Source organism: Pseudomonas sp. DW-iso3, assembly GCF_058725305.1.
In genome coordinates this window covers 270,768-283,765 of record NZ_JBZXDZ010000005.1, presented here as the reverse complement: position 1 = coordinate 283,765, position 12,998 = coordinate 270,768, and the positions used below count along the sequence as shown (strand labels likewise).

Below are 12,998 nucleotides of genomic sequence, written 5' to 3'. Positions count from 1 at the left end.
CATGACTCAGACGTTGAATACCACGCTGCTGATTATCGGCGGCGGCCCTGGCGGTTATGTGGCGGCGATCCGCGCCGGCCAACTCGGCATCCCGACCATCCTGGTGGAAGGCCAGGCGCTGGGCGGCACGTGCCTGAACATCGGCTGCATCCCGTCCAAGGCCCTGATCCATGTGGCCGAGCAGTTCCAGCAAACCATCCACCATAGCCAGGGTTCGCACCTGGGCATCGAAGTGGATGTGCCGACCCTGGACATCCGCAAAAGCGTGGAATGGAAAGACGGCATCGTCGACCGCCTGACCACCGGCGTCGCCGCGCTGCTGAGAAAGCACAAGGTGCAAGTGATCCACGGCTGGGCCAAGGTCGTAGACGGAAAGACCGTCGAGGTCGGCGACCAGCGCATCCAGTGCGAACACCTGCTGCTGGCCACCGGTTCAAAGAGCGTCAACCTGCCGATGCTGCCGATGCTGCCGATTGGCGGGCCGATCATCTCGTCCACCGAGGCGCTCGCGCCCACGCGGGTGCCCAAGCGCCTGATCGTGGTGGGTGGCGGCTATATCGGCCTGGAGCTGGGCATTGCCTACCGCAAGCTGGGTGCCGAGGTCAGCGTGGTCGAGGCCCAGGATCGTATCCTGCCGGCCTATGATGCTGAGCTGACGCAGCCGGTGAACGAATCCCTCAAGCACCTGGGGGTGAAGCTGTACCTCAAGCACAGTGTCACCGGTTTTACCGATGGCAGCCTGCAAGTACGCGACCCGAATGGCGACACCGTGTCGTTGGCAACTGATCAGGTGCTGGTTGCTGTGGGTCGCAAGCCCAACACCCAAGGCTGGAACCTCGAGGCGCTGAACCTGGAGATGAACGGCGCGGCGATCAAGATCGACAGCCGCTGCCAGACCAGCATGCGCAACGTGTATGCCATCGGTGACTTGAGCGGCGAGCCGATGCTGGCGCACCGCGCCATGGCCCAGGGCGAGATGGTGGCCGAACTGATCAGCGGTAAACACCGCGAATTCAACCCGGCCGCGATCCCGGCCGTGTGTTTTACCGACCCGGAACTGGTGGTCGTCGGCAAGACACCCGACGAAGCCAAGGCCGCCGGATTGGACTGCATCGTGTCGAGCTTCCCGTTCGCGGCCAATGGCAGGGCCATGACCCTGGAGTCGAAGACCGGTTTCGTGCGGGTGGTGGCGCGACGTGACAACCACCTGATCGTCGGCTGGCAGGCCGTGGGGGCGGGTGTCTCCGAGCTGTCCACCGCCTTTGGCCTGAGCCTGGAAATGGGTTCACGTCTGGAAGATGTGGCGGGCACCATCCACGCCCACCCGACCCTCGGCGAAGCCGTTCAGGAAGCCGCGTTAAGGGCGTTGGGCCACGCCCTGCACCTGTAAAAACGCGGCAGGGCCAAGCCACCCGCTCCCACACCGGCCAAGAATGAAGTATTGTTGTGCCCATCCAGAAAAAAACCGACAAGCCTGCCTTCGACCAGGCGGTTGACCAGAGATAGAGGGTGTCATGGGTAACGAAAGCATCAATTGGGACAAGCTGGGTTTTGACTACATCAAGACCGACAAGCGGTTTCTCCAGGTCTGGAAAAACGGCGAATGGCAAGCAGGCACCCTGACCGATGACAATGTGCTGCACATCAGCGAGGGCTCCACTGCCCTGCACTACGGCCAGCAATGCTTTGAAGGCCTCAAGGCCTACCGCTGCAAGGACGGTTCGATCAACCTGTTCCGTCCGGACCAGAACGCCGCCCGCATGCAACGCAGCTGCGCCCGCCTGCTGATGCCGCATGTGCCGACCGACGTGTTCATCGACGCCTGCAAGCAAGTGGTCAAGGCCAACGAGCACTTCATCCCGCCATACGGCAGCGGCGGCGCGCTGTACCTGCGCCCGTTCGTGATCGGCACCGGTGACAACATCGGCGTGCGGACCGCCCCGGAGTTCATCTTCTCCGTGTTCTGCATCCCCGTCGGCGCCTACTTCAAAGGTGGCCTGGTACCACATAACTTCCAGATCTCCACCTTCGACCGCGCGGCACCACAAGGCACCGGCGCCGCCAAGGTCGGTGGCAACTATGCCGCCAGCCTGATGCCAGGTTCCGAAGCGAAGAAGTCCGGTTTCGCCGACGCGATCTACCTGGACCCGATGACCCATTCGAAAATCGAAGAAGTCGGCTCGGCCAACTTCTTCGGGATCACCCACGACAATAAGTTCATCACGCCGAAGTCGCCGTCGGTGCTGCCAGGCATCACCCGCCTGTCGCTGATCGAACTGGCCAAGACCCGCCTGGGCCTGGAAGTGGTCGAAGGCGAAGTGTTCATCGACAAGCTCGACCAGTTCAAGGAAGCCGGCGCCTGCGGTACGGCTGCAGTGATCTCGCCAATCGGCGGCATCCAGTACAACGGCAAGCTGCACGTGTTCCACAGCGAGACCGAAGTCGGTCCGATCACCCAGAAGCTCTACAAAGAGCTGACCGGCGTGCAGACCGGCGACGTTGAAGCGCCGCAAGGCTGGATCGTCAAGGTCTAACTCTGCAACGAGCCCCACCACAAAGCCTATGTGGGAGCTGGCGTGCCAGCTCCCACAGTTTATTTGGGTGTTCTCACAAGTCCTTGGGAATATTCCCTACAATCTTCTTGCCCATACTGATCCTCGGTTCCACCCCATACCCCAACGCCTCGTAGAACCCCACCACCGCGTCGTTGCCGCCGGTGATCTGCAGGTTGATCTTCATGCACCCCAACGCGGTCAATGCCTGTTCCGCGTGGCGTACCAACGAAGACCCCAAGCCATGGCGCCGATAGTCGGCGTGCACCGCCACCGAATACAGCCAGCCGCGATGACCGTCGTAGCCGGCAAGAATCGTCCCGATCACTGCTTTTTTATCCATGGCTACGAAGAACAGCCCATCGTTGACGGCCAGCTTCTTATCAATCGCCAGCGTTGGCAGGTTGTGGGCGGTGTCATAGCCAAAGGCCTGCTGCCAGAGCGCAACCACTTGCGCCCGATGCTGACGGTCGCGATACGGACCGATGGGGTGCCGGGACAGCAGCGCTTTTTCCATCACCAATGTACGTTCGTTGCCGTGGTAAACGTCACGCACGGTGTTAAACCCCAGCTTGGTGTAGAACGGCTCGGCCGTCAGCGAAGCAGGCACGCTCAATACCGTCACCCCAGCCTCGCGGGCGCGCAGTTCGATCTCGATCATCAGCAGGCGACCGATCCCCTGCCCTTGCAGCGCTGGATTGACGAACACCGAGCGCACCACATTACCGTCGAGGGCGGCGGTGGCGACGATCACATGATCTTGAATTGCCACCAGTACCTGGCGACGCTTGAGCAAGGCCAGCACCGCATCCGGTGTGAAGTTACTGGCCACCCGCGCAATCACATCCGCCGGATAATCCCGCGCATTGCTGCTATGCAAGGCCGCCAGGATGACCTGGCTGATGCCCTCGGCATCGGCTGCCTGGGCGAGGCGAACGGCGGTAGACATGATTCCTCCTGGCTGACTGCGTTTGAACAACCCGCACAATAGCAATTTTGACCTGCGCTCGCCCGAACAGCCGATTCGGCTGCCTCACCCCACTCTTCAGCTTTCCCGGCTGACCCGCTTCCCGGTTTCAGCCGGGATTCACCCCGCACAACCCACAAAATAGCCCCACAGTTCAACCCATGGATTCGTGCACCCATGCAAACCACCAATACCGTCTTGATGATTCGCCCGGCGCGCTTTGCCTTCAACCCGGACACCGCGATCAACAACCGCTTCCAACGCCAACCCCTCGACCCACTCGGCGCACAGCAGAAAGCGCTGGAAGAGTTCGACGGCTATGTCGACACCCTACGCCGGCACGGCGTGGAAGTGCTGGTGGTGCAGGACACGCCGGCGCCCCACACCCCCGACTCGATATTCCCCAACAACTGGTGGAGCAGCCACGCCGACGGCAGCCTGGTGCTGTACCCGATGGAAGGCCAGAACCGACGACTGGAGCGCAACAAAGGCGTGCTGCAAGTGCTGGAGCAACGTTTTGCGATCAACAGCACCATTGATCTCAGCCACCTGGAACAGCAGAACATCTTCCTCGAAGGCACCGGCAGCATGGTGCTCGACCGCCAACACCGCATCAGCTACGCCTGCCACTCCGGGCGCACTCACCAGGACGCCCTGCGCCAGTTCGCCGAACGCCTCGACTACCAGCTCTGCGTTTTTCACGCCGTCGACCGCCATCACGCGCCGATCTACCACAGCAACGTGATGATGAGCGTCGGTCGCGACCTCTCGGTGGTATGCCTGCAAGCCCTGCCGGACGCCAGCGAACGCCAGGGCCTGGAACGCTCCCTGCGCGACACCGGCAAGGACATCCTCGCGCTCGATTTCGATCAGTTGGAGGCCTTCGCCGGCAACATGCTCGAAATCCACGACCGCGACGGCCAGCCCCTGTTGGTGATGTCCGCCAGCGCCTGGGGCGCCTTGCAACCCGCCCAGCGCCAGCACGTGGAACGCCATACACGGCCGGTGGTGGTGAACATCGACAACATCGAACGCATCGGCGGCGGCAGTGCCCGCTGCATGCTGGCGGAAGTGCACCTGCCCGCCCGCGCCACCGTCCAATAACTCAAGGAGTCTTGTCATGACCCGCTATATCGACGTCAACGATCTCTGCTACCTGGTCTCGCAAAAAGGCTTGCAAACCTGCATCACCGAGATGGCCGAGTACATCCGTGCCGACTACCTGCGCTGGCAGGATTTCGAAAAATGCGCGCGCCTGGCCAACCACTCGCCGGACGGTGTGATCGAGCTGATGCCGGTCTCCGACGCATCGCTGTACGCGTTCAAATACGTCAACGGCCACCCGAAAAACACCCTGGCCGGCATGCTCACCGTGATGGCTTTCGGCGCGCTGGGGGACGTGGACACCGGCTTGCCGGTGCTGCTGGCGGAAATGACGCTGACCACTGCGATTCGCACCGCCGCCACGTCGGCGCTGGTCGCCCGCTACCTGGCCCGCGACAACAGCCGCAGCATGGCGCTGATCGGCAACGGCTCCCAGAGCGAATTTCAGGCCCTGGCCTTCCACGCCATGCTCGGCATCACTGAGATCCGCCTGTTCGATATCGACGCCAAGGCCACCGCCAAGCTGGCCGCCAACCTCAAAGCTTTCCCGGCGATCAAGGTGATCCTGGCCGGCAGCGTCGCCGAAGCGGTAAAAGGCGCGGACATCGTCACCACCGTCACGGCCGACAAGGCCTACGCCACCATCCTGACGGACGAGATGATCGAACCCGGCATGCACCTCAACGCCGTCGGCGGCGACTGCCCCGGCAAGACCGAGCTGGACCGACGTATCGTCGAGCGCGCCCGGGTGATCGTCGAGTACGAACCGCAAAGCCGCATCGAAGGTGAAATCCAGCACATGCCGGAAGACTCGCCGGTCACCGAACTCTGGCAAGTGATCAACGGCCAACAACCCGGCCGCGAAAATGCGCGCCAGGTCACCCTGTTCGACTCGGTAGGTTTTGCCATCGAAGACTACTCGGCCCTGCGCTATGTGCTGGACGTGGCCAAGGCCTTGGATGTGGGCAGCGACCTGGAGCTGGTGCCGGACCTGGCCGACCCGAAAGACCTGTTCGCACGCCTGGCACAACAACCTCGCGCACAGCAGAAAAAGCGCGCCTGAGAACGCTCTGGCCTGCCGCTCTGCGTCGAGGGCGGGCCAGATTTGGGTGGGTGAAAAGCCGATTCAGCGGGTGGCACAGCCGATTCCGCTGCATTGCCCGTTTTAACAGCGCAATTCGCGCTTTGAGCACGGGGTAAACGACACAAAAAACGCACCACCATGGAGCATTCTCTGCGCCAATAAGAACGATTTGTTTCAGCTCAATGACTGCCCTGACATCAATTACAAAATATAGGGACTACACATGACTCCACTGCGATCACTCTTCGCTGCGTTGCTGTTGCCACTCTGCGCAACCGCCCACGCTCAGGAATGGAAAGAAATCCGCTTCGGCGTGTTCCCCGAATATCCCCCCTTCGAATCCGTTGCCGCCGACGGCAGCCTGCAAGGCTTCGATATCGAGCTGGGCAACGCGATCTGCGCCAAGCTGGAAGTGAAATGCACCTGGGTGCACAACGAATTCGACGGCATGATCCCCGCCCTGCGCGCCCGCAAGTTCGACGCGATCATGTCCTCCATGGCTGTAACCCCGGCCCGCGAAAAGATCATCGACTTCAGTGACCGCCTGTTCCTCAGCCCTACCTCCGTGATCACGCGCAAGAGCGCCGACTTCGGCGACACCCCGGAATCCCTCATGGGCAAGCAAGTCGGGGTACTGCAAGGCTCGTTGCAGGAGGCCTACGCCCGTGCCCACCTGGCCAAGCTCGGCGCGCAGATCAAGGCGTATCAGTCCCAGGACCAGAACTACGCCGATCTGCAGAACGGCCGCCTGGACGCGACCCTGACCGACAAGCTCGAAGCCCAGCTCAACTTCCTGTCCAAACCCGAAGGCACCGACTTCAAGACCGGCCCTGCCTTCAAGGACCCGACCCTGCCCCTGGACATCGCCATGGGCCTGCGCAAGAACGATCAGGCACTGCGGGCGCTGATCAACAAAGGCATCGCCGCTGTGCAGGCGGATGGCACCTACGCACAGATCCAGAAGAAGTACTTCGGCGATCAGGACATCTACCACGAGTGATGTCCGAGCCAGGCAAAAGTCCCCTGTAGGCGCGAGCGAGCTCGCGCCTGCATAAAAGAGATCTCCTTCCCCATGAACGAATTCCTGAATCTGCACGGCTACGGCCCGATGCTGGCCCAGGGTGCCTGGATGACGCTCAAGCTGGCCTTCCTCGCGCTGGCGTTGAGCCTCGCCCTGGGCCTGATCGCCGCCGCTGCCAAGCTCTCCAGCGCCAAATGGCTGCGTGTGCCGGCCACGCTCTACACCACCTTGATCCGGAGTGTGCCGGACCTGGTGCTGATCCTGCTGATTTTCTACAGCCTGCAACTGTGGCTCAACGACCTGAGTGAAGTGTTCGGCTGGGACTATTTTGAAATTGACCCGTTTACCGCTGGGGTGATCACCCTGGGCTTTATCTACGGCGCGTATTTCACCGAGAACTTCCGAGGCGCGATCCTCAGCGTGCCGGTGGGCCAGCTGGAAGCGGCGACCGCCTATGGCCTGAGCCGCTGGCAGCGCTTTCACCTGGTGCTGTTCCCGCAACTCATGCGCTTTGCCCTGCCGGGCCTGGGCAATAACTGGCTGGTGCTGCTCAAATCCACGGCGCTGGTGTCGATCATCGGCTTGTCGGACCTGGTCAAGGCCGCACAAAATGCCGGCAAGACCACTAATGAGCCGCTGTACTTCCTGATCCTCGCGGGCCTGATGTACCTGGTGATCACCACCCTGTCCAACCGCGTCCTCAAGCGCCTCGAACGGCGCTATAACCTCGGCATCAAGGGGATGGCGCGATGATCGAACTGTTCCAGCAATACGGTCTGGCCTATCTGTTCAGCGATGGCGCAGGATTGTCCGGCGTGGCCATGACACTGTGGTTGTTCATCATCTCGGTGGTGTTGGGTTTTTTCCTGTCGATCCCGTTGGCGCTCGCGCGTGTTTCCGAGCACGTCTGGCTGCGCTGGCCAGTGGAGGTCTACACCTACCTGTTTCGCGGCACGCCGCTGTATATCCAACTGCTGATTTGCTACACCGGGCTGTACAGCCTGGAAATCGTGCAGGATAACGCCCTGCTCAACCAGTTTTTCCGCAATGCGCTGAACTGCACGCTGCTGGCCTTCGTGCTCAACACCTGCGCCTACACCGTGGAGATCTTCGCCGGGGCGATCCGCAATATCCCCCATGGCGAAATCGAAGCGGCCCGCGCCTACGGCCTGCACGGTTGGCGTCTCAACCTGTTCGTGGTGGTGCCCGCCGCGCTGCGTCGTGCGTTACCGGCCTACAGCAACGAAATGATCCTGATGCTGCACGCCACCTCGCTGGCCTTTACCGCCACCGTCGCCGACATCCTCAAGGTGGCCCGCGACGCCAATGCCGAAACGTTCCTGACGTTCCAGGCGTTCGGCATCGCTGCCCTGCTCTACATGCTGCTGTCCTTTGCACTGGTGGGCCTGTTCCGACTGGCCGAACGTCGCTGGATGCGCTTTCTTGTTCCTACCCGAGGCTAACCCATGAATCAGTCCGCGCAGGCCCTGGCCGCTTATCCCGTTGATGAACCCGTTGCCCAACCCGTCACCGCGGCCATCAAGCTTCAAGTCGAAGGCATCCACAAACGCTATGGCGAGCACGAAGTGCTCAAGGGTGTTTCCCTGAATGCGCGTCAGGGCGATGTGATCAGCCTGATCGGCGCCAGCGGCTCTGGCAAAAGCACGATGCTGCGCTGCATCAACTTCCTCGAACAGCCGGACGCCGGGGTGATCACTCTGGACGGCATCAGCATTGAAATGCGCCAGGGCCGCGCCGGCACCCGTGCGCCGCACCAAGATCAATTGCAGAACCTGCGCACACGCCTGGCCATGGTGTTCCAGCACTTCAATCTGTGGAGCCACATGACCGTGCTGGAAAACATCACCATGGCGCCGCGCCGGGTACTGGACGTAAGCGCTGCGGAGGCGGAAAAACGCGCGCGAATGTACTTGGACAAGGTCGGCCTGCCGAGCCGCGTGGCGGATCAGTACCCGGCGTTTCTCTCCGGCGGCCAACAACAGCGCGTGGCGATTGCCCGGGCCTTGGCGATGGAGCCGGAGATCATCCTGTTCGATGAGCCGACTTCCGCACTCGACCCAGAACTTGTAGGAGAAGTCCTCAAAGTCATACAGACGTTGGCCGAGGAAGGTCGTACCATGCTGATGGTCACCCACGAAATGGGCTTTGCCCGCCAGGTGTCCAGCCAAGTGTTGTTCTTGCACCAGGGCCGGGTTGAGGAACACGGCGATGCCAGGATTCTCGACCAGCCCAATAGCGAGCGCTTGCAGCAATTTCTCTCCAACCGTTTGAAGTGAACCCCATGGATACCAAGGCCAACGGACCCCATTCCTCCCCCACGCTGGACCGCATTGATGAAGCAATCATCGAAGTGCTGCGGCATCAGGGGCGTATCACCTACGAAAAGCTCTCGTCGCTGGTGCACCTCACGCCCAGGCCCTGCCTGGAGCGGGTGCGCAAGCTGGAGCGACGCGGGGTGATCCGTGGGTATGGGGCGATCATCGATGTGCAGATGGTCTCGCCAGGGCTGTCATTGCTGGTGTTGGTAGCCTTGTCCAACCAGAGCGGGCGCTCGGCGCAAAAGGCCTTCGAAGCCTGCGTCAAGGCTTGCCCGCAGGTGTTCGAATGCCAGTTGATCAGCGGTCCGTTTGACTACAGCCTGCGCATGCGTTGCCGGGATATGGAGCACTACCGGGTGCTGACGGAGACCTGGTTGAACAACGACGAATTGCACATCGATAAGCTGGTCGCGCATCCGGAGTTGGCGGTGGTAAAGAACACAGCGACGGAACTCAGCTGAGCCTTAAAAGGCGCGAGCGATTCGCTTGCCCAGCTTTGCCCCGATCATCTTCGCCTGCCCATCCTTTTGCTTGCCGGTACGCGCCTCACTGATCAACCCCGGTATCAACTTGCCCTCTGGCAGATTCTTCCAGAACCGGCTGGGCAAATGCCCTTCCATCACCTTGGGGTTCAACCGTGCTGGATTGAAGATGTGGCTGTAGTAGGTCAGCCACATCGCACTGTGTGGATCCTCGACATTCTGCGCCAATTGCCGCCAGGCCTCGGGGCATTCGCGCTGATGGATCAACTGCTCACCGTCGTAGTACACACCGTCCAACGGTGTGGCGATCATCCAGCGGTGACGCCCCATGCGCCCGATGAAATGCTGGCTGGCTGATTTCAAGATGTCATGGGCCGGCTCGTGCCAGGCCACGTACTCGGGCAATTCCAGCCCGGCCTCGGCGGGTAACGCGATGAACCGCACAAACGCGTGCAGATGGTGTGCCTCGCGACTGACCTGCTTGATCCGCCGTTGCAACTCACTGCCCAGTTTGTCCCCTGCCAGCATCGCCGTGCGGTCACCATGACTGACGCGCCACAGCACTTCATACAACAAGCTCCAGCGCTGGTCGCCGTGGTAACAGGCGGCCGACTCCAACAATTCCAGCAGGGCCTTGGGCACCCGTGTCTGGAAAGGCCCCATCCCCTCGGGAATCGGTTCGTCGGTGGCAAACAGGTCCGCCACTTCGGCCTCGCCCCAACTCACCTGGCTGGGGTCGACCTGATGGCTGAGCAGCCAGCGCGCCTGATCGCGCCAAGTGCTGAACAGGTTGTTGCATTCCAGGCTGATCATCCCCACAACCCCATTTGCTGCGGCTGAGGACGGTCGCGCAGTTGTTCGCGCAACAACACGCTGGTGCTGTCGGCCTGTTGCGGGTGGTAGTCGCTGGTGATGAAAAACGGCTTGGCCTTGGCCAATACGCACCGCATGCGCGCCAGGTCTTCGAAGCGGATCTTGCGTTCACGGCGCAGGTCCACCAGACGCTGGGTGGTACGCAGGCCAATGCCCGGAATGCGCGCTATCAAGGTCGGTTCCGCGCGATTCAGGTCTAGAGGGAAGACTTCGCGATTATCCAGCGCCCACGCCAGCTTGGGATCGATATCCAGCGCCAGGTGACCAGGACCTTTGAACAGCTCATTGGCGTTGAACCCATAGCTGCGCAACAGGAAATCGGCCTGGTACAAACGGTGCTCGCGCATCAGCGGCGGCGCGGCCAGAGGCACGGTTTTCGGGCTATTGGGGATGGGACTGAACGCCGAGTAATACACGCGGCGCAGCTTGAAGTTGCCGTACAACGCCTCGGCACCGTGGAGAATGGTGCTGTCATCGGTGTCGTCGGCGCCGACGATCAGTTGCGTGCTCTGCCCGGCCGGGGCAAAACGCGGTGCGCGTGGCTCGTTGCGTACCGTCTGCTCGCCGGTGTAGATGGTCTGCATGGCCTGTTTGATCGACACGATCTTCTTTTCCGGCGCCAGGGTCTGCAGGCTGGCCTCGGTGGGCAGTTCGATGTTCACGCTCAGGCGATCGGCATAGCGTCCGGCTTCGGCGATCAGTGCCGGGTCGGCATCAGGAATCGTCTTGAGGTGGATATAGCCGCGAAAGTCATGCTCTTCGCGCAGCAGTTTGGCGACCCGCACCAATTGCTCCATGGTGTAATCGGACGAACGGATGATGCCGGAACTGAGAAACAGCCCGCTGACGCAGTTGCGTCGGTAGAAATCCAGGGTCAGGGTGACCACCTCCTCCGGGCTGAAACGCGCGCGGGGCACGTCGCTGGAGCGGCGGTTGACGCAATACTGGCAGTCGTAGAGACAGAAGTTGGTGAGCAATACCTTGAGCAACGACACACAACGCCCGTCCGGCGTGTAGCTGTGGCAGATGCCCATGCCATCGGTGGAACCCAGCCCCGCCTTGCCCTCGGAGCTGCGCTTGGGCGCACCACTGCTGGCGCACGAGGCATCGTACTTGGCGGCGTCGGCGAGGATGCTGAGTTTTTCGATCAACTGCATGGGGGCTACCGATACTGGTTTTTTGTACAGTACCAATAGCCACTCGTTGCCACAAGTGCCGTTTGTAGGAGCGCGTTTCAGCTCGCGGTGGCGAGCAACAAATCCTGCACCGAACGACCCTTGCCGCGCCCACGGTCCAGCGCATACAGCGACGCCGCAATCTCATCCGCCCGAATCGGCAGTACCGACAGCAGGGTATCGCTCAACCCATGGCTGGCCTGGCTGAAGCCCTGGATGTAGATACCGGCGTTGCAACGCTCGTCGGTGACGATGCGATAGTCGCGCGCCACGTCGAAGTCGCCCAGGTAGTCTTCCAATGGCGCCAGCAGCGCGCGGTGTGTCTGGCGCTCGTAGCCGGTGGCGAGGATCACCGCGTCGTAGTGGTTGACGCTGGTGTCGCCGTTGGCGTTGTTGCGCAGCACCAGTTCGATGCCCAACGGGCCTGGTGTGGCCTTCTCGACCACGGTCAGGGTGCGGAACGCCTGGCGGGCGATGCCGGAGACCTTCTGGCGGTAGAAGATGCCGTAGATACGCTCGATCAAGTCCAGGTCCACCACCGAATAGTTGGTGTTCTGGTACTCGGCGACCAGGCGCTCACGCTCGGCGCCCTCTTGCTGGAACACCAGGTCGGTGAAGGCCGGCGAGAACACTTCGTTGACGAACGGGCTGTCATCGGCGGGTTTGAGCGCCGAACCGCGCAGAATCATGTCGACCTGCACCGACGGGAAGCTGTCGTTCAGGTCGATAAAGGCTTCTGCCGCGCTCTGGCCACCGCCGATGATGGCGATGCGCATGGCCTTGCCCTCGACACATGGCTGGCTGGCCATCCGCTCCAAGTATTGGGAATGGTGGAACACCCGGCTATCGCCCTTGAGCGCCTTGAACGCTTCGGGAATACGCGGCGTGCCCCCGGCGCTGACCACCACCGAACGGGTGGTGCGTACATGTTGCTCCCCCAGCGCATCCCGGGAAATCACACGCAGCGCTTCAACCTGCTGCTGGTGCAGGATGGGCTCGATGGACAGCACTTCCTCGCCGTAGCGCGCCTGGGCCTGAAACTGCCCGGCGACCCAGCGCAGGTAGTCGTTGTACTCCATGCGGCACGGGTAGAAGGTGCCCAGGTTGATGAAGTCCACCAAGCGGTCGTGGGCTTTCAGGTAATTGACGAAGGAATACGGGCTGGTGGGGTTGCGCAGGGTCACCAGGTCCTTGAGGAATGAAATCTGCAGCTCGCTCTGGGTCACCAGGGTGTTGCCGTGCCAGCGGTAGTCGGCCTGTTTGTCGAGAAACAGCACATCCAGTTTGCCCTGGGCCTTTTCGCGCTCCTGCAGGGCGATGGCCAGCGCCAGGTTCGAAGGGCCGAAACCGATACCGATCAGGTCGTGAACCGCGGGCGAAGCAATTGCCTGTGTCATTCCA

At 61.7% G+C, this 12,998-nt stretch carries 13 protein-coding genes; 9 read left to right on the top strand and 4 right to left on the bottom strand.

From position 1 onward, the window contains the following. The first annotated feature begins 1 nt into the window (after window position 1). Both lpdA and AC4PS7_RS16405 read left to right on the top strand, forming a co-directional pair. On the top strand, window positions 2–1,390 hold the full coding sequence (gene lpdA / locus AC4PS7_RS16410) for a dihydrolipoyl dehydrogenase (RefSeq protein WP_457244217.1): 1,389 nt from the start codon (window positions 2–4) through the stop codon (window positions 1,388–1,390). A gap of 124 nt (window positions 1,391–1,514) precedes the next feature. After that, the gene (locus tag AC4PS7_RS16405; RefSeq protein WP_021492858.1) at window positions 1,515–2,534 is read left to right on the top strand and encodes a branched-chain amino acid aminotransferase; all 1,020 of its coding nucleotides are present in this window, start codon (window positions 1,515–1,517) and stop codon (window positions 2,532–2,534) included. A 73-nt stretch (window positions 2,535–2,607) separates the two neighbouring features. Here AC4PS7_RS16405 and AC4PS7_RS16400 read toward each other — a convergent pair whose 3' ends face one another. Continuing rightward, complete coding sequence (locus AC4PS7_RS16400) at window positions 2,608–3,501, bottom strand: GNAT family acetyltransferase (protein ID WP_074900420.1); 894 nt, start codon at window positions 3,499–3,501, stop codon at window positions 2,608–2,610. Window positions 3,502–3,696: 195 nt separating this feature from the next. On the opposite strand from AC4PS7_RS16400, the gene ctlX reads away from it, so the two are divergent. The 7 genes from ctlX to AC4PS7_RS16365 all read left to right on the top strand — a co-directional run bounded on the left by ctlX (window position 3,697) and on the right by AC4PS7_RS16365 (window position 9,528). After that, window positions 3,697–4,623 carry a citrulline utilization hydrolase CtlX gene (gene ctlX / locus AC4PS7_RS16395; protein WP_042572082.1) on the top strand — a complete coding sequence of 309 codons (927 nt, stop codon included), beginning with the start codon at window positions 3,697–3,699 and terminating at the stop codon, window positions 4,621–4,623. A gap of 16 nt (window positions 4,624–4,639) precedes the next feature. Beyond that, complete coding sequence (gene ocd, locus AC4PS7_RS16390) at window positions 4,640–5,686, top strand: ornithine cyclodeaminase (protein WP_010209325.1); 1,047 nt, start codon at window positions 4,640–4,642, stop codon at window positions 5,684–5,686. A 244-nt stretch (window positions 5,687–5,930) separates the two neighbouring features. Continuing rightward, window positions 5,931–6,707: an ABC transporter substrate-binding protein gene (locus AC4PS7_RS16385; RefSeq protein WP_492179619.1), complete on the top strand. Its 777-nt coding sequence runs from the start codon at window positions 5,931–5,933 to the stop codon at window positions 6,705–6,707. Window positions 6,708–6,779: 72 nt separating this feature from the next. Further along, entirely contained in the window at window positions 6,780–7,481 is a 702-nt protein-coding gene (locus AC4PS7_RS16380; protein WP_010209323.1) for an ABC transporter permease, read from the top strand. Then, window positions 7,478–8,191: an ABC transporter permease gene (locus tag AC4PS7_RS16375; RefSeq protein WP_010209322.1), complete on the top strand. Its 714-nt coding sequence runs from the start codon at window positions 7,478–7,480 to the stop codon at window positions 8,189–8,191. Before AC4PS7_RS16380 ends, AC4PS7_RS16375 begins: the two co-directional genes overlap by 4 nt. Window positions 8,192–8,194: 3 nt before the next feature. After that, window positions 8,195–9,025, top strand: coding sequence for an ABC transporter ATP-binding protein (locus AC4PS7_RS16370; RefSeq protein WP_010209321.1), 831 nt, complete (start codon window positions 8,195–8,197; stop codon window positions 9,023–9,025). 5 nt (window positions 9,026–9,030) lie between these two features. Beyond that, window positions 9,031–9,528, top strand: a complete 498-nt coding sequence (locus AC4PS7_RS16365) for an Lrp/AsnC family transcriptional regulator (RefSeq protein ID WP_010209320.1) — start codon at window positions 9,031–9,033, stop codon at window positions 9,526–9,528. 3 nt (window positions 9,529–9,531) lie between these two features. Here the strand turns inward: AC4PS7_RS16365 and AC4PS7_RS16360 are convergent, their stop codons facing one another. The 3 genes from AC4PS7_RS16360 to AC4PS7_RS16350 all read right to left on the bottom strand — a co-directional run bounded on the left by AC4PS7_RS16360 (window position 9,532) and on the right by AC4PS7_RS16350 (window position 12,994). Continuing rightward, window positions 9,532–10,362: a TIGR03915 family putative DNA repair protein gene (locus AC4PS7_RS16360; RefSeq protein WP_010209319.1), complete on the bottom strand. Its 831-nt coding sequence runs from the start codon at window positions 10,360–10,362 to the stop codon at window positions 9,532–9,534. Further along, window positions 10,359–11,579, bottom strand: a complete 1,221-nt coding sequence (locus tag AC4PS7_RS16355; protein WP_010209318.1) for a putative DNA modification/repair radical SAM protein — start codon at window positions 11,577–11,579, stop codon at window positions 10,359–10,361. The genes AC4PS7_RS16360 and AC4PS7_RS16355 overlap by 4 nt, the downstream gene beginning before the upstream one ends. A 77-nt stretch (window positions 11,580–11,656) precedes the next feature. Continuing rightward, the gene (locus AC4PS7_RS16350; protein WP_010209316.1) at window positions 11,657–12,994 is read right to left on the bottom strand and encodes a lysine N(6)-hydroxylase/L-ornithine N(5)-oxygenase family protein; all 1,338 of its coding nucleotides are present in this window, start codon (window positions 12,992–12,994) and stop codon (window positions 11,657–11,659) included. Window positions 12,995–12,998: the final 4 nt, after the last annotated feature.